The organism is Evansella clarkii, from assembly GCF_002019695.1.
Taxonomy (GTDB): domain Bacteria; phylum Bacillota; class Bacilli; order Bacillales; family Salisediminibacteriaceae; genus Evansella; species Evansella clarkii.
In genome coordinates, this window is sequence record NZ_KV917376.1 from 2,463,811 (window position 1) to 2,481,190 (window position 17,380).

Annotated in this window: 16 protein-coding genes and 1 riboswitch; of the genes, 15 read left to right on the forward strand and 1 reads right to left on the reverse strand. The window is 42.1% G+C overall.

Going from position 1 to position 17,380, the window contains the following annotated elements; translation table 11 throughout:
* Positions 1–173: 173 nt before the first annotated feature.
* The 5 genes from BK582_RS11190 to BK582_RS11215 all read left to right on the forward strand — a co-directional run bounded on the left by BK582_RS11190 (position 174) and on the right by BK582_RS11215 (position 6,464).
* Positions 174–944 (forward strand): electron transfer flavoprotein subunit beta/FixA family protein, encoded by a 771-nt coding sequence (locus BK582_RS11190; protein WP_078595114.1) that lies wholly within the window; start codon positions 174–176, stop codon positions 942–944.
* A gap of 19 nt (positions 945–963) precedes the next feature.
* Positions 964–1,935 (forward strand): electron transfer flavoprotein subunit alpha/FixB family protein, encoded by a 972-nt coding sequence (locus tag BK582_RS11195; RefSeq protein WP_078595115.1) that lies wholly within the window; start codon positions 964–966, stop codon positions 1,933–1,935.
* 277 nt (positions 1,936–2,212) lie between these two features.
* The gene (gene trxA, locus BK582_RS11200; protein ID WP_078595116.1) at positions 2,213–2,527 is read left to right on the forward strand and encodes a thioredoxin; all 315 of its coding nucleotides are present in this window, start codon (positions 2,213–2,215) and stop codon (positions 2,525–2,527) included.
* A 417-nt stretch (positions 2,528–2,944) separates the two neighbouring features.
* The gene (gene uvrC, locus BK582_RS11205; RefSeq protein ID WP_078595117.1) at positions 2,945–4,729 is read left to right on the forward strand and encodes an excinuclease ABC subunit UvrC; all 1,785 of its coding nucleotides are present in this window, start codon (positions 2,945–2,947) and stop codon (positions 4,727–4,729) included.
* A 78-nt stretch (positions 4,730–4,807) separates the two neighbouring features.
* Positions 4,808–4,987: riboswitch (Lysine riboswitch) on the forward strand.
* A 244-nt stretch (positions 4,988–5,231) separates the two neighbouring features.
* Positions 5,232–6,464, forward strand: coding sequence for an aspartate kinase (locus tag BK582_RS11215; protein ID WP_088033094.1), 1,233 nt, complete (start codon positions 5,232–5,234; stop codon positions 6,462–6,464).
* A gap of 202 nt (positions 6,465–6,666) precedes the next feature.
* Here BK582_RS11215 and BK582_RS11220 read toward each other — a convergent pair whose 3' ends face one another.
* Positions 6,667–7,116 carry a DUF2507 domain-containing protein gene (locus BK582_RS11220; RefSeq protein WP_078595120.1) on the reverse strand — a complete coding sequence of 150 codons (450 nt, stop codon included), beginning with the start codon at positions 7,114–7,116 and terminating at the stop codon, positions 6,667–6,669.
* Positions 7,117–7,282: 166 nt separating this feature from the next.
* Here BK582_RS11220 and BK582_RS11225 point away from each other — a divergent pair, with 166 nt between their 5' ends.
* From BK582_RS11225 to BK582_RS11270, 10 genes are all read left to right on the forward strand, one after another.
* Positions 7,283–8,632, forward strand: coding sequence for a TrkH family potassium uptake protein (locus BK582_RS11225; protein ID WP_078595121.1), 1,350 nt, complete (start codon positions 7,283–7,285; stop codon positions 8,630–8,632).
* A gap of 389 nt (positions 8,633–9,021) precedes the next feature.
* Positions 9,022–9,630: a succinate dehydrogenase cytochrome b558 subunit gene (locus BK582_RS11230; RefSeq protein ID WP_078595122.1), complete on the forward strand. Its 609-nt coding sequence runs from the start codon at positions 9,022–9,024 to the stop codon at positions 9,628–9,630.
* Positions 9,631–9,658: 28 nt separating this feature from the next.
* On the forward strand, positions 9,659–11,428 hold the full coding sequence (gene sdhA, locus BK582_RS11235; RefSeq protein WP_078595123.1) for a succinate dehydrogenase flavoprotein subunit: 1,770 nt from the start codon (positions 9,659–9,661) through the stop codon (positions 11,426–11,428).
* The gene (sdhB, locus tag BK582_RS11240; RefSeq protein WP_078595124.1) at positions 11,425–12,186 is read left to right on the forward strand and encodes a succinate dehydrogenase iron-sulfur subunit; all 762 of its coding nucleotides are present in this window, start codon (positions 11,425–11,427) and stop codon (positions 12,184–12,186) included. Before sdhA ends, sdhB begins: the two co-directional genes overlap by 4 nt.
* Positions 12,187–12,285: 99 nt before the next feature.
* Positions 12,286–12,738 carry an acyl-CoA thioesterase gene (locus BK582_RS11245; protein WP_078595125.1) on the forward strand — a complete coding sequence of 151 codons (453 nt, stop codon included), beginning with the start codon at positions 12,286–12,288 and terminating at the stop codon, positions 12,736–12,738.
* Positions 12,739–12,907: 169 nt separating this feature from the next.
* Positions 12,908–13,132 carry a helix-turn-helix domain-containing protein gene (locus BK582_RS11250; RefSeq protein ID WP_013489726.1) on the forward strand — a complete coding sequence of 75 codons (225 nt, stop codon included), beginning with the start codon at positions 12,908–12,910 and terminating at the stop codon, positions 13,130–13,132.
* 275 nt (positions 13,133–13,407) lie between these two features.
* Positions 13,408–14,274, forward strand: a complete 867-nt coding sequence (locus BK582_RS11255; protein WP_169910963.1) for a PRD domain-containing protein — start codon at positions 13,408–13,410, stop codon at positions 14,272–14,274.
* Between the two features lie 295 nt (positions 14,275–14,569).
* The gene (locus BK582_RS11260) at positions 14,570–14,833 is read left to right on the forward strand and encodes a phosphocarrier protein HPr (protein ID WP_078595127.1); all 264 of its coding nucleotides are present in this window, start codon (positions 14,570–14,572) and stop codon (positions 14,831–14,833) included.
* A complete protein-coding gene (gene ptsP, locus BK582_RS11265; RefSeq protein WP_078595128.1) occupies positions 14,833–16,548 on the forward strand; it encodes a phosphoenolpyruvate--protein phosphotransferase in 1,716 nt (571 codons plus the stop codon). Before BK582_RS11260 ends, ptsP begins: the two co-directional genes overlap by 1 nt.
* Before the next feature lie 293 nt (positions 16,549–16,841).
* Positions 16,842–17,315 (forward strand): MarR family winged helix-turn-helix transcriptional regulator, encoded by a 474-nt coding sequence (locus BK582_RS11270; protein ID WP_078595129.1) that lies wholly within the window; start codon positions 16,842–16,844, stop codon positions 17,313–17,315.
* The last annotated feature ends 65 nt before the right edge of the window (positions 17,316–17,380 follow it).

Consider the following 17,380-nt stretch of genomic DNA (forward strand, 5'->3'; position numbering starts at 1 on the left):
ATCGATTTGTCTCGACGGATAATCTGCGAAGCTAAGCTGGCAGAGGAAGAGACAGTCTCGCTCGCATCTTTCGCGTAAATCAAAAATATAATCAGAAATTAACATCAGCCTTTAAGATTCCTGTTTTTTAAGAAGCACTTATTAATCTTTCTAAAATATTGGGAGGGAAATTCATGAACATCTATGTTATTTTGAAGCGCACCTTTGATACAGAGGAAAAGATTCAAATCGAAAATGGTGAGATCGTTGAAGATGGAGCAGAATTCATCATCAACCCTTACGACGAGTACGCAATTGAAGAGGCAATCCAGATCAGAGATGAGCATGGCGGAGAGGTTACTCTTGTAACTGTTGGTGACGAAGAAGCAGAAAAGCAGCTCCGTACAGGTCTTGCAATGGGGGCCGATAAAGCGGTACTTATTGAAGACGAAGATGTAGAAGACGGAGATCAATTCTCTACTCAGGCTATCCTTGCTGCTTACCTGCAGGATAAAGATGCTGATATTATCCTCGGAGGAAATGTAGCTGTTGATGGAGGATCCGGGCAGGTTGGTCCAAGGCTGGCAGAACAACTTGGATTCAACCATGTAACTTCTGTAGTGAAAATAGATATCGCTGACGGAAAAGCTACGATCGAAAAAGATGTGGAAGGTGACCAGCAAATCGTGGAAGTAAGTCTGCCAGTTGTGGTAACAGCTCAGCAGGGGCTTAACGAGCCACGCTACCCTTCACTTCCGGGAATTATGAAAGCAAAGAAAAAGCCACTTGAAACACTTGATCTTGATGACCTTGATCTGGATGAAGATGATGTGGAAGGTAAAACAAAAACAGTCGACCGTTATCTCCCGCCGGAAAAAGAGGCTGGTAAGATTCTTGAAGGCGAACTGGATGATCAGGTGAAAGAACTTGTTTCTTTATTGAAAAACGAAGCGAAAGTGATATAAACAGGAGGGAATGGTCAATATGTCTAAAAAAGTACTAGTCATCGGTGAAGTTCGTGACGGAGCATTCCGTAACGTATCGTTTGAAGCAATTGCAGCTGCAAAAGAAATCTCTGCAGACGGAGAAATTGTCGGTGTTGTTCTTGGCGATAATGTAAGCGGTTTAGCGAATGAAATGATCCACTATGGTGCCGACAAGGTACTTACTGTTGAAAGTGACAAGCTTGCTGATTATACACCTGAAGGATACAGCCAGGCTCTGCAGGCTGTAATTGATCAGGAGGATCCAGAAGGAATCGTACTCGGCCATACGGCAATCGGTAAAGATGTTTCTCCGAAAATCGCTGCCCGTATTGGATCCGGCCTCGTTTCTGATGCTGTAGGAATCGAAGCGGCTGGTGAAGAAGTTATTTTTACAAGACCAATTTATTCCGGTAAAGCATTCGAAAAAGTGGTTGTTAAAGACGGTATTGTTTTTGCAACTATCCGTCCAAACAATATCCCGGCGCTTGAGAAGGACGATTCAAGAAGCGGCGATGTGCAAAGTGTGGACGTAGATATTAAAGATCTTAATACTATAATTAAGGATGTTGTAAGAAATACAACGTCAGGAGTTGATCTTTCAGAGGCTTCTGTCATCGTTGCGGGCGGCCGCGGTATGAAGAGCGAAGAAAATTTCGACATTCTTCAGGAGCTGGCTGACGTTCTCGGTGCTGCAGTTGGTGCATCCCGTGGAGCTTGTGACGCAGAATACTGTGACTATGCGCTGCAGATCGGGCAGACTGGTAAAGTGGTTACGCCTGACCTTTACATCGCTGTTGGTATCAGTGGTGCTATCCAGCACGTGGCAGGTATGTCTAACTCGAAAATCATTGTTGCAATCAACAAAGACCCTGAAGCGGAGATCTTCCAGATTGCTGACTACGGCATTGTAGGAGACCTGTTTGATATAGTGCCTAAATTGACAGAAGAGTTCAAGAAGGTACTCGTGTAATACTAAACGTTCAGAGTAAAAGAGAGCCGGCTTCCGGCTCTCTTTTACTCATTACATAACACCCATGTATTTCATAAGGGAACACCTGTAGCTGAAATCAATGACAATGCATTCAGAGACTTCAGAAACACTTTGAGCAATATTTTTGCTATGAAAGGGTATGTTAGTTAATATAGGAATTGTAATGAAACTAAAGAATACCTGTCGGTGTTTTGCATAGGCAGGCCTGTCTTTGCACGGGGATAAAAATGGCATGTAATATGAGGGAGGATTTTAAATGGCTATCGTAAATGCAACTGATCAAAACTTTTCAACTGAAACTTCTGAAGGTGTAGTCCTTGCTGACTTTTGGGCACCATGGTGCGGACCTTGTAAAATGATTGCTCCAGTACTGGAAGAACTTGACGGTGAAATGGGAGACAAAGTAAAAATCGTTAAGCTTGATGTGGATGAAAACCAGGAAACAGCAAGCAAATACGGTGTGATGAGCATCCCGACACTTCTTGTTTTTAAAGATGGAGAAGTTGTAGACCAGGTTGTAGGCTTCCAGCCAAAAGAACAATTAGCAAGCTTACTAAACAAACACGTATAATAGTAATAATTAAAACTGAACGGCTGCCGTTCAGTTTTTTCTTTTGCAGGACAAATTCCGTTTTTTTTCATATACCTGTCCAGTTTTCTGACTGTCCGATTCCCCAGACTAGATTCCTTCCACCGCTGCTCAGCCTTCCACGCCTTAATTGCTAATACACCTGGGGGATGAACAGAGGACGATCTGGTGATATACTAAACATCAGAGAAGATTTCAATCAATAATAAATTTAAGAAGCTTCAGCTGTTATAATGTGAACCTTCCATCAGTGGGGGGGATTCATCCACCACTGATTGTTAGTTGAACCAATCGGGATGTTAGCGTCCGTTATCTCCCGCCTAAACATCTTCGCTTCCACTTATGTTTAGAGACGGGAGTTTACGGACGGTTACATCGGGATAAAGGAGCGACAAATAAATGTCACTTTTAAAAGAAAAAGTAGCAATTGTCCCTGATCAGCCGGGCTGTTACCTGATGAAGAATAAACATGGAACAGTTATATATGTAGGGAAAGCGAAAGTGTTGAGAAACAGGGTAAGGTCCTACTTTCGGGCGGCGCATGATATTAAAACGCAGCGCTTAGTCAGTGAGATTGAGGATTTTGAATGGATCGTTACATCCTCTGATATGGAGGCCCTGATCCTTGAAAGAACTTTAATCAGAAAATACAAACCACGCTACAATATCCTTCTGAAGGATGATAAGAGTTATCCTTATTTAAAGATAACTAATGAAAGGCATCCTCGGCTGATCACTACGCGAAAGATTAAGAAGGATGGGGCAAAGTACTTTGGCCCGTATCCTAACGCTTATGCTGCAAATGAAACGAAAAAACTGCTCGACAGGCTCTATCCCCTGAGAAAGTGCGAGACAATGCCAAACCGGGTTTGCTTGTATTATCATATCGGCCAGTGTCTTGCTCCCTGTGAGTTTGAGGTAAGTAAAAATGAAAATCAGAAGATTGCAAGTGAAATTTCAAGATTCTTAAATGGCGAGCAAAAAGATATAAAACAGGAAATTACGGAAAAGATGCACCAGGCTTCTGAAAACCTTGAGTTTGAAAGGGCCAAAGAACTGAGGGATCAGGTGCAGCATATTGAAACGGTGATGGAAAAACAGAAGATGGCTCTCTCAGATTTAACGGACAAGGATATATTCGGTTGTGCCTACGATAAAGGCTGGATGTGCGTCCAGGTGTTCTTTATCAGGCAGGGGAATCTGATAGAAAGAGACGTTTCGCTCTTTCCGATGTATCAGGATGCCGAAGATGACTTCTACACTTTTATCGGACAGTTTTATCTCAATGATCAGCACAAGAAGCCAAAAGAGATTTTAGTTCCTTCCTCGGTAGATGAAAATATAGTATCTGAGTTTTTAGGTGCAAAAGCACTTCAGCCTAAAAGAGGACAGAAAAAGTCCCTGGTAGATCTTGCCTGCAAAAATGCTAAACTTGCTCTGAAAGAAAAATTTGCGCTGATCGAGAGAGATGAACAGAAAACCGTTATCGCAGTAGAAAGGCTTGGAGAAGCGCTGCAAATTGACACTCCCCACCGTATAGAAGCCTTTGATAATTCCAATATTCAAGGTGTCGACCCAGTATCGGCTATGGTTTCTTTCCTTGATGGGAAACCAGATAAAAATAATTACAGGAAATATAAAATTAAAACGGTTAAAGGTCCTGATGATTACGAATCCATGCGGGAAGTGGTCAGAAGACGATACACAAGGCTTTTGAGAGAAGAACAGCCTCTTCCGGACCTTATCGTGATTGATGGCGGTAAAGGGCAGATATCGGCGGCCCAAAGTGTTATTGAAGACGAACTGGGTCTTTTGATTCCTGTCTGTGGTCTGGTAAAGGATGACAAACACCGTACTTCCCAGCTGATGAAAGGGGACCCACCTGAAGTTGTCAATCTTTCAAAAACAAGCCAGGAGTTTTACCTTCTGCAAAGGATTCAGGACGAGGTTCACCGTTTCGCTATCTCCTTTCACAGAAATACAAGGAAAAAGACGATGTTCTCTTCTATACTTGATGAAGTAAGCGGGATTGGAGAAAAGCGGAAGCGGGCTTTGTTAAAGCATTTTGGGTCTTTAAAACGTCTTAAGGAAGCCAGTGTTGAAGAAATCCAAAACGCGGGAATACCAGAGCCGGCTGCCTTAGCTTTATATGAAAGAATTCAACAGGAGAAAGAAACCTCCTAAATTGTTTGCAAATTAAAGAATACTTTGATACACTTCTATACAGGTTGAATATTGATTCGATTCCATAATTAAGCTCTATGGATTGATAGAGGTGCGGAGATCATCAGTAAACTGCATGAGAAGTTTGAGCTTCAGTGACTGCAGCCGAAAGGGAAATCCGCCGAAGAAAATTAAGCCTCAAATCTTAATTTTTTGGAACTGTGTTGAACAAATGCAGTGCTGTCATACAGGAAAACTGTATGGAGGACTATCTCACGGAGCGGCTTTTAAGTTGTTAACTATGTTGAAAGTCGTATCGGCAGTGGGTCCTTACCCGCTGCCTTTTTCTGTTGAAGAAGAATAATATGAGCTTTTTATTTTAACAGTGCTCGTTTTGCCATCGTTTTGGAATGCTAAAAAAAGGTATCTCCGTGAGTTAAGTCTTCATTAAAGAGCTTAAGCCTTATGGAAGCACACATCATGAGAATTTTTAATAATGGGAAAAATTGAGGAGGCGTTCATGTTGTCAACTGTTGTTCAGAAGTTTGGAGGAACTTCTGTAGGAGATGTAGAGAAAATTAAAAAGGCCGCTGCTAAAATTAAGCGTGCCAAAGAATCCGGTTCCCGCGTTGTCACTGTTGTGTCCGCAATGGGAAAGTCCACAGACGCCCTGGTGCAGCTTGCACAGGATATAACTGACTCCCCAAATAAACGGGAAATGGATATGCTTCTCAGTACAGGGGAACAGGTAACCAGTTCACTGATGGTAATGGCTTTGAAAGAAATGGGTATTGAAGCTATTTCCTTTACAGGCTGGCAGGCAGGTATCAGAACAGAAGCTGTGCACCAGAATGCAAGAATTACCCATATTGATTCGGAAAGAATTGAGGAGCAGCTCAACTCAGGTAAGGTGGTTATTGTAGCCGGCTTCCAGGGAATGTCTGAAGATGGTGAAATTACTACGCTTGGCCGCGGAGGATCAGATACAACTGCTGTAGCTCTTGCGGCAGCATTAAAAGCAGATTCATGCTCCATATATACAGACGTAGACGGCGTTTATACTTGTGATCCACGAGTGGCGAAAAGAGCCCGGAAACTGCAAAGTATCTCCTATGATGAGATGCTGGAATTAGCTAACCTTGGAGCGGGCGTGCTTCACCCCCGGGCCGTGGAATTTGCAAAAAATTATGATGTGCCGCTTATTGTACGATCAAGTATTACTGACGAGGAAGGAACTATTGTAGAGGAGGAAGCATCAGTGGAACAAAACTTAGTGGTAAGAGGACTTGCTTTTGAAGGAGCCGTTACAAAAATAACAGTAGAACGTCTGCCAAACAGATATGATACTATGTCTAATGTATTTGCTTCTCTGGCAGAAGCCGGAATTAACGTTGATATTATTATCCAGCAGATGACAGGGGAAAATGAAATGAATGTTTCATTCTCCATTCATACACAGGCTTTAACAGAAGCACTTCAGGTTTTAGAAAATAAAAAAGAAGTGCTTGGTTATGCAAATATAAGGCATGAAGACCGTCTTGCCAAGGTTTCCATTGTGGGCTCCGGCATGATTTCCAATCCAGGTGTAGCAGCCGAGATGTTTACTGTACTGTCAGATCAGGAGATTGCTGTGAAAATGGTAAGTACATCAGAAATTAAAGTATCAGCAGTTGTACCTGAAGAAGATATGGTAAAAGGGGTAGAAGCACTCCATACAGCATTTAAGCTGGATAGCCGTCAGGCGGCAAAAGTTTAATTATTGTGGAGTAATCAGAAGGGGAGAAGGAGCATCCAGCGGCGGATGTTCCTTTTTCTATTTTCAAAAACCAACATTACTTTTAACGGAGCCTTAAAAAAACATGGCCGCATCTTCATGCGGCCTACTCACTTATATTCCAGAACGGACAGTATGCTAAATTCATCAGAAAAGCTCATTGAGGAAGAAGTTCAGGCTTTATTTAGTCTAAATTAACTTGATCTTTCGGATCCCATTTTACTGTAATTCTGCAGGTGCAAGGGTCCTTTTTAACTACTTCATACGTTGCTTCTGTAATACAGCCCGTTTCATTTTCATTCCATTCAGAGAGAAATCCTGTTTCGAGAGTGAATGGGCGTCCTTTTTCCATTCGGGGGGCTACAAGCTCGTAGTGAAGCTCTGTGCGTTTCTCTTTAATAAGTTCAAGGTCTCCCCACCCTGCAGCTGAAAAGAAGCTTGCTTTATCTTCCAGAACTGCCTGTGCAGAAGCGAGTTTTCTGTACAAAGCTTTTCCTGCCCAGTACAGTATCATTTCTTCTTCCTTCCCAAGAAGTTCAGGAAGAAGGACGTGCCTTAAAATGTGATTGCTAAAAGCTGGGACAGTTTCATTTACATCCTCTATTTCACGAATCATCTGTGATTTCTTTTTCATCTAAATCATTCCTTTATAAGACTGATAATCAAGTATAATTCTGTTACAATCTTACCACAGCAGCTGCTCAGCCGGATAAATAATCTAAAAAAAAACAACAGCTTATGGTAAGGACATTGAGTAAGTGGTATACTTAAGCCCGTATTATATGCGGAGGTATTTTACCATGAAGTTAGGGTTAAGCAAGTTTCTCAGTCCATTCAGGATAGTATTAATTTCATACATAGTAGCCATGTTCGTATTCAGCGTGCTTCTTTTCCTGCCATTTTCCACCCAGGAGGGTGTCAGCCTCAGTTATTCTGAAGCACTGTTCACAGCTGTGAGTGCTGTCAGTGTTACAGGTTTAACCGTTGTGAACGTTTCTGAAACATACAGTGCAATAGGTGTATTTTTTCTTGCACTCGCCATACAGCTTGGTGGTATTGGAGTGATGACGATTGGTACGTTCGTCTGGATGGTCTTTGGGAGAAAAATTGTCCTGTCCCAGCGGATGCTGATCATGGTCGACCATAATCAGGTGTCTTATGCAGGGATTGTTAATTTGATGAGGGGAATCCTGATCGTTGCCCTTGGAATCGAGCTTGCAGGCGCACTGGTTCTCGGTACTTATTATCTTAATTATTTCGATACCCCCCTCGAGGCATATTACCAGGGTGCTTTCGGAGCACTATCAGCCTTTACCAATGCAGGTTTTGATATAACAGGGGAGTCTCTCATTCCCTTTGCCGACGATTATTTTGTTCAGCTGGTGACGATTCTGCTTATTTTTGCAGGAGCAATCGGTTTTCCAGTCTTAATTGAACTGAAAGAATATTTTTCAGGAAAGAATCCTAATTTCCGGTTCAGCCTGTTTACAAAAATAGCAGCGTCCACTTACTTTATCGTCTTTGCTATCGGTGTTGCCGGCTTGTGGATCTTTGAAAAGAATGCCTTTTATGAAGGACTTGCCTGGCATCAGCAATTGTTTTACTCATTATTTAATTCTGCAACAGCCCGAAGTGGTGGATTGTCCACTATGGATGTTTCAGAACTGACGCTCGCCAGCCTGCTCTTTCTGTCCGGACTGATGATTATTGGCGCCAGTCCTTCCAGTGTAGGAGGAGGTATCCGGACCACTACTCTCGCGGTCATGTTTCTGACAATACGAAGTTTTACGATGGGGCGGACAGATGTAAAAGCTTTTGGAAGAGAAATTCATGTGGAAGACAGACAGAAAGCATTTATTGTCCTCTCTGTTTTTGTAGTTGGCCTGTTTATGGCGATTCTCATGGTGAGCGCTTTTGAGCATGGTAATGAAATAGCACTAATGGCAATAATATTTGAGGTTAGCTCAGCTTTCGGAACTTGCGGCCTTTCTATGGGTATTACTTCCGATCTGTCCCTTCCAAGCCAGTTAACCCTCATGCTGTTAATGCTCGTCGGGAGGGTAGGTTTAGTTGCTTTCCTTTTCTCCATCAGGGGAGAAGAAAAGAAAACGAAGTACAAATATCCTACAGAGCGAATCATTATTGGCTAAAACTAAAACAGTATTGTAATAAAATACCTTTATATGCTCCTCTCTTTAAAATGAAAAATAATGGTATTTTCTATTTAGTCCTCTTTGTTAAGCAAAGAGGACTTTTCCTTTTATTTTCTATGATATAATTCGTTTTTGAAGGGTGTAAAAGCAGAGATTGTGCTGAAGTAAACGCTTTTGTGTAAAAATATAAACCTGTATCCGCTTTCTTGACGAGGGCCGGCGAGAGGGGTAAAATGGTATTGTCACAATTTATACAAACTTGTGTAAAATTTATACAAGCAATAGTAGAATAATGAAATGAGAGTTTAATAGTAAAAGGAGGGTAACTTTTTTCTGTTTTCTTTACCATGTTAATACGCAAAATTTGATTACAGGGGGAAAGTTTGATGTCCACGAATCGTGAGTTTTTCTACCGCAGGCTGCATTCTTTATTAGGAGTTGTTCCTTTAGGAGCCTATTTAATTGTTCATTTTATGATAAACTATACAGCCACGCGGGGGCCGGAAGCTTATAATCAGGCTGCTGGTTTTATGGGCAATATGCCGTTTCTGTTATTAATGGAGTTTGTTTTAATTTATATTCCGATCTTATTTCATGGAATTTACGGGTTATATATCGCATTTCAGGCGAGGCATAACACATCTACATACAGTTATTTCAGGAACTGGATGTTCCGTCTGCAAAGAATTACCGGTGTCATTACGATAATTTTCATTGCATGGCATGTGTGGGATACTCGTATTCAAAAAGCGTTTGGCGCTGAAGTTAATTTTGATATGATGGCTGATATAGTCGCAAATCCTATCGCTTTAACTTTGTATATCATTTCGATCATCGCCGCTACATTCCACTTTGCGAATGGTTTATGGTCATTTGCTGTGACATGGGGAATAACTGTCTCCCATCGTTCTCAGCGTATCGCTACTTATGTAACATTAGCAGTATTCTTAGGAATGTCTTATGTCGGCGTAGCCGCAATATTAGCATTCGTGTAGTCGTAGTATAAATGAAGGAGTGTTTCTGATGAGCAAAGGGAAAATTATCGTTGTCGGAGGCGGCTTAGCCGGGTTAATGGCAACGATTAAAGCAGCGGAAGCGGGAGTTTCTGTAGATTTATTTTCAGTCGTACCGGTAAAACGTTCACACTCTGTATGTGCGCAGGGAGGAATAAACGGTGCGTTAAATACAATGGGGGAAGGAGACTCCACGTGGGAGCATTTCGATGATTCTGTATACGGTGGAGACTTCCTGGCTAACCAGCCTCCTGTAAAAGCAATGTGTGATGCGGCACCTGGGATCATCCATTTAATGGACCGTATGGGAGTTATGTTTAACCGTACGGGAGAAGGTCTTCTTGCATTGCGCCGATTCGGTGGAACACAGCATCACCGTACAGCTTTCGCAGGTGCAACGACAGGGCAGCAGTTATTATACGCTTTAGACGAGCAGGTTCGCCGCCACGAGGTTGCGGGGCTTGTAAATAAATATGAATCATGGGAGTTCCTTCATGCAGTGCTTGATGATGATGGTGTCTGCCGTGGAATCACTGCCCAGGATCTTGCAACTTCTGAGATGAAATCCTTCCGTGCAGACGCAGTAATCCTTGCGACAGGCGGACCAGGAATTATCTTCGGTAAGTCAACAAACTCCATGATAAATACTGGTTATGCAGCTGCTGCTGTTTATGAGCAGGGTGCTTATTATGCCAACGGTGAATTCATTCAGATCCACCCGACAGCGATTCCTGGAGACGATAAGCTTCGTCTCATGAGTGAATCTGCCCGTGGAGAAGGTGGACGTGTCTGGACTTATAAAGACGGAAAGCCTTGGTATTTCCTTGAAGAGAAATATCCAGCGTACGGGAACCTCGTGCCAAGGGATATCGCAACACGCGAGATCTTCCACGTCTGTGTTGACCTGAAACTAGGTATTAACGGGGAAAACATGGTTTACCTTGACCTCTCACATAAAGATCCGAAAGAGCTTGATATTAAGCTTGGAGGAATCATGGAAATCTATGAGAAATTCATGGGTGACGATCCTCGTAAAGTGCCTATGAAAATCTTCCCTGCCGTTCACTATTCAATGGGTGGTCTCTGGGTAGATTATGATCAGATGACTAATATACCTGGTTTATTTGCAGCAGGGGAATGTGATTATTCACAGCACGGCGCAAACAGGCTTGGAGCTAACTCCCTTCTGTCTGCGATTTACGGCGGAATGGTAGCAGGGCCGAAAGCAATCGAGTATATTGAAGGCCTCGAAAAGTCCTCAGAAGACATGTCTTCTGATATTTATGACAGACAACTGAAAGAAGACCAGGACCAGTATGAGGAAATCCTGAATATGCAAGGTGAGGAAAACGCATTTAAACTCCACCAGGAGCTTGGCCAGTGGATGACTGATAACGTAACAGTAGTCCGTGAGAATAAGAGACTGCTTGAGACGGATGAGAAACTCCAGGAACTAATGGAGAGATATAAGAAAATTAATATTGATGACACTTCAAGATGGAGCAACCAGAGTGCAGCGTTTGTCCGCCAGCTTGGAGGAATGCTTAATCTGGCGAGAGTTATCACTTTAGGTGCATATAACAGAAACGAAAGCCGGGGCGCTCATTTCAAGCCGGAATTCCCGGACCGAAACGACGATGAATGGCTGAAAACAACAAAGGCCAAATTTAACCCTGCCAGCCAGGGACCTGATTTTGAATACGAGGAAGTAGACGTATCGCTTATCCCACCTCGTAAACGTGACTATACATCCAAGAAGAAAGCGGGTGAAAAAGCATGAGCGAAAAAACAATAGTTCTTGAAATAACCCGAAAGAAAGACTCAGAAGGCGATTCTTATGTAGAAAAATTTGAAATCCCTTATCGGGAAAACATGAACGTGATTTCCGCATTAATGGAAATCCGCAGAAACCCAGTAAATGCCGATGGGCAGGATACTACTGCTGTTGCATGGGAAGCAAGCTGTCTTGAGGAAGTTTGCGGAGCATGTTCCATGGTAATTAACGGAAGGCCGCGCCAGTCATGTACAGCTCTTATTGACCAGCTGGAACAGCCAATCCGTCTGGAACCAATGGCTACTTTCCCTGTCGTAAGAGACCTTGTAGTAGACAGAAGCCGCATGTTTGATTCCCTGAAGCGCGTGAAGGCATGGGTGCCAATCGACGGAACATACGATCTTGGGCCTGGGCCGCGTATGCCTGAAGTTAAAAGACAGTGGGCGTATGAACTATCAAAATGTATGACTTGTGGTGTGTGCCTGCAGGCCTGCCCGAATGTTAATGATAAATCAGATTTCATCGGACCGGCTGCATTATCCCAGGTACGACTGCATAATGCTCACCCAACAGGTGAATATCATCGCGCAGAACGTCTGGATGCATTAATGGAAGGATCAGGCGGCCTGTCTAACTGTGGTAACTCACAAAACTGTGTGGAAGCTTGTCCTAAAGGAATTCCATTAACAACTTCCATCGCTGCATTAAACCGTGAGACTTCTGTCCAGTCATTCAGGAACTTCTTCGGAAGTGACCGAGTATAATTAAATGAGAAGGGGGCTTTAAACAGCCCCTTTTCTTTTTACCGTATTAATGAATGAATATTCATTCGTTTCATAAAAAATAATACCGGGGTGATGAAAATGGCAAAACCGTATTACATAGAAGACTTAAACGAATGGAAAGAAAGCTTTAAATACCGCTACCCAGTAAGAGTGAGGTTTTCAGAAACGGATGCCTTCGGACATTTAAATAACACAGTCTCTTTCGTGTATTTTGAACTTGGAAGGATTAACTTTTTTAAGGATTCAGGAATGACTGGCGAGTGGTTTTCTTCAGATGGAAAAACAATACCGGTAACAGGTGACCTGCATTGCGATTATTTTAAGCAAGTTTTCTTTGACGAAGATCTGGATGTTTGTGTAAAAGTCGCTGAAATAGGCACTACTTCAGTAGATCTGCATTATATGATTGTGAACAAAAACGATGATATTTGTATGACTGGCAGAGGTAAGATTGTACAAGTATCCCGTGATTCAGGTAAACCTCAGCCGTGGAGTGAAAATGGCAGAAATTTTCTTGAAAAAGGAATGTAATTACCAGAGGGCTTTTGTGCAGAAGATACAATTCTGAAAATAATTCCTTGCCACAAATCCCTTTTCAAGTCACGGGCTTTACCTCATCTACATACTATAATGATGACTAAATGCTAGCTTAATATCTCATTGATGAGGAGGCAGCCCAGGCAGGAAAGGGTGAAAATATTTGAAAGAACATGAGTTCCGACCTAAGCCGCTATTAACCAAACGGGAACGTGAAGTTTTTGAACTGCTTGTGCAGGACAAAACCACGAAGGAAATAGCTGCAGAACTTTTTATCAGCGAAAAAACTGTACGAAATCATATTTCCAATACGATGCAGAAGCTGGGGGTAAAGGGGCGCTCCCAGGCAGTCATCGAACTGGTCCGGTTAGGGGAACTGAAAATTTAACGTAGGCCGGCTTCATGTCAGTGGAGCCGGTTTTACTTTTTGTTTAGGAAATTATAAAAGTTTAATTCTGTGGATAAGTCGTCCAGCTCCAGCGCTTACGAGCTCGAGGTCACTTCAGGCCTTTTCAGAAGCCAAAGAGCGGCTTCTGTCAAAGTCCTTCCAGTGCTTGTCGCTCGTGACCAAAGCGCTTGCGCTTTTGTTCTCCCTGAAACTTACAAAAACTGCTTATCCTGAATGATTGACTTAATTATTCTTTTCTATTTAAGATGGTAATAATGACAAGCAGAGAGGACACAAGAACCATGCAAGGGATGTTTACTGTAGAAAAAATTCTTAATAATAATGTACTTATAGCTAAATCGAACAAGGATGAAGAAGTGGTTTTTATAGGTAAAGGGATTGCCTTTGGCAAAAAAACAGGGGATCAGCTGGAAGAGCAGCCATACGAAAAAGTTTTTAAACTTGCTGATGCCGAAGAACAGGAAAAATATAAGAAACTTGTGTCTAAAGAAGAAGAGAAGATAATTCTAATTATTCACGAAGCAATCTCGAAAATAAGAGACTTGCTTGGCATCGAACTCCATGAACGTATCCATTACGCTCTGACTCAGCATCTTGTGCTGGCTATTGAACGAACAAAAGCTCATACGGATATTAAGAACCCTTTTCTGACTGAAACAAAATGGATGTATTACGATACATTCAAAATTTCAGAAATTGTTATCGATTATATATATGAAAAATCGGGGGTCAGGCTGCCCGAAGCAGAGGCTGGTTTTATAACTCTCCACATACAGAGCGCCCTGACGGATGAACGGCCGTTATTAATGGATCAGACAGAAGAGTTCATCTCCCGCTGTGTTTCATACATTGAAGAGAAAACAAAACGCCAACTGGATAAAGAGAGTACTTCCTTTCACAGGTTTGTCCAGCATTTGAAACAAATGTTTGAAAGGAGTATGACAAATAATTTTCCAGTGGAAAAAAAAGTTCTACAAATGTTGAAGAAAGAAAGTCCAGTATGTTATAATCTTTCTCGAAACATCGTGCGAATGGTGGAGAAAGTCGTTGGCCACACTTTAGCTGACGCCGAAACGATTTATCTCATAATCCACCTTCAGCGGCTCACAGAAAATAAATAATTATCTTTTACGTGTAACTGATACGATCAGGCATGAGTGAAAATTAGTGCTCTTCCGAAAGGGACCCCTTTCCGGGATGCAGGTTTTTCCTGCTGCACTTTTTTTGCTCATGCTTTTTTGTTGTTTACAGTCACTGTTCAGCATTATTGCTGTCATAATAAAAGATTTTTCAGCGTGAAGCCCTGGAAAATTGGGTAATAATATAAATGGAACAGGGCCAGATTGAAGACGATACCATGAGGGCTGGATTAATTGCATTCGCAGCTTACTAATTATTATTAAGGAGTGTTTTAACATGGCAGAAAGAAACTTTACTATTACAGCAGAAACAGGAATTCACGCGAGGCCGGCTACACAGCTTGTGAACAAAGCATCTCAGTTTGAATCAGAAATCACACTGGAACACAAAGGCAAAGCAGTCAATCTTAAGTCGATTATGGGTGTAATGTCTCTTGGTGTTGGCCAGGGTGCTGAAGTTACAATAAAAGCAGAAGGTTCAGATGAAGAAGAAGCTATCAAAGGAATTGAAGAAGTGATTAAGGAAGGTCTTGGTGAGTAATGTCTAATTTGCTTACAGGGATTGGAGCGTCAGCAGGTATTGCGATTGCTAAAGCATTCCGTCTGGAAAATCCTGATCTGACAGTTGAGAAAAAACAAGCAGAAGATATAAAAGCAGAACTGGAAAACTTCAATCAGGCACTGAAAACATCCAAACAGGAGCTTGAGGTTATTAAAGAAAAAACAAGGGAACAGATGGGGGATGAACATGCAGAAATCTTTTCTGCTCATCTCCTTGTCCTGAGTGATCCTGAACTGGTAGACACTATTCGCAACAAAGTGAGAGAAGAAAATGTCACCGCCTCGTTTGCACTTAAGGAAGTGTCTGACCAGTTTATCGCAATGTTTGAAGCGATGGATAATGAATACATGAAAGAAAGAGCAGCTGATATACGGGATGTCTCCAAAAGAGTGTTAGCACATATCCTTGGTACTCCGATCGTGTCTCTAGCTGAAATTGACGAAGAAGTAGTTATCGTCGCTGAGGATCTTACACCGTCTGACACAGCTCAGTTGAACAAACAGTTTGTAAAAGGTTTTGTTACAGATATCGGAGGAAGAACCTCTCATTCGGCGATTATGGCACGTTCCCTGGAGATCCCATCAGTAGTTGGGACGAAAACAATTACAGATGAAGGAAAAAACGGGATTACTGTCATTGTAGACGGCCTTGAAGGTAAGGTAATTCTGAATCCTTCAGAGGAAGAAATTCAGGAATATAAACAGAAACAGGCAGATTATGAAGAGCAAAAACGTGAATGGGCTAAACTTGTTAACGAGAAGACCCTCACAAAGGATGGCCAGCATGTGGAGCTCGCTGCAAATATCGGAACTCCGGACGATCTTGAAGGAGTTAAAAACAACGGTGCTGAAGGAATCGGTCTGTACAGAACTGAATTTCTTTATATGGGCCGTAATGAATTACCAACAGAAGATGAACAATATGATGCTTACAAGAAAGTACTTGAGCAAATGGATGGCAAGCCGGTAGTAATCCGTACGTTAGATATAGGCGGTGATAAAGAACTGCCATATCTGGATCTTCCGAAAGAACTCAATCCTTTCCTGGGATTCCGTGCTATCCGCCTTTGCCTTGAGCGGGACGATATTTTCCGTACACAGCTAAGAGCATTATTGCGCGCAAGCTCTTACGGGAATCTGAAAATCATGTTTCCAATGATCGCTACACTGGATGAATTCCGACAGGCGAAACAAATGCTTGAGGAAGAGAAGCAAGTATTAATTGATAAAGGCATCACTGTAAGTGATAGTATAGAGATTGGCATTATGGTGGAGATTCCGTCTACTGCTGTAATGGCAGCGCAGTTTGCGAAAGAAGTAGACTTTTTCAGTATCGGAACGAATGACCTTATTCAGTACACAATGGCTGCGGACCGTATGAATGAACAGGTTTCTTATTTGTATCAGCCTTATAACCCGGCGATACTCCGCCTTGTGAAGATGGTTATTGAAGCTTCCCACAAGGAAGGAAAATGGACTGGCATGTGCGGTGAAATGGCGGGGGATTCTGTTGCGATTCCGTTACTATTAGGGCTTGGTCTTGATGAATTCAGCATGAGCGCGACCTCTGTATTGCCTGCAAGAAGCCAGCTGGCTGCAATCACAAAAGAGGACGCGGAAGCTGCCGCCCTTGAAGCTATTGAAATGAATACTGCTGAAGAAGTAAAGAATTTTGTCGAAAAGAAATTTTTATAATAATGCTGTTGCAGGGGGGTCTGACATTCAGTCGCCCCTGCTTTTTTTTGGACATTTTTTGCTGTTCGGCACTGCCATTGCCAGGGGAGTTTTTCCCTGAAGGACCATTCACAGATAAGTGCTTCTGGGTATTATTGTTTAGTAAAGCTGTTATCAGGATAATGAATTGTATGCTGCAAATGTTAAATATTTTTGAACAAAGAGAAGAATATTGGAGTAATACTTGAATTTCTATCAAAAAACTAGGAAAATAAAAGTATTGGTATTTCGCTTATCGAAAGGGGGGACTCAACATGTCCGATCAAAAACAAACAGTTAAGATGGACCAAGTAGCAAAGATAGAAAAGTCTTTACGAATGATCTCTGATATTGTAAAACAAAAAGGAAGAGAAATTTTAAATGAATTCCCGATTACCCCTCCTCAATTTGTGGCACTGCAGTGGCTCCATGAATATGGTGATATGACGATTGGTGAATTATCATCAAAAATGTACCTTGCCTGCAGTACGACAACGGATTTAATTGACCGGATGGAAAAGAATGATTTAGTTGAAAGAGTAAAGGATACTAATGACCGCCGGGTAGTAAGGATTCACTTACTCGATAAAGGGGCTGTAATTATCAGAGAAGTAATTCATCAGCGCCAGGCGTATTTACAGGGAGTTCTGGAAAATTTCTCTCAGGAGGATGTAGATTTTATGGAAAAGAACTTGCGTTTCCTGAACGAGGAAATGAAACGGGATGCGAAAACATGGAAATCTTTTTAAATCCTGAATTACCTTGTGAAATCTCTCCTTTTTGATAAAACTGTATATTCAGAGAGAGGAAAGTA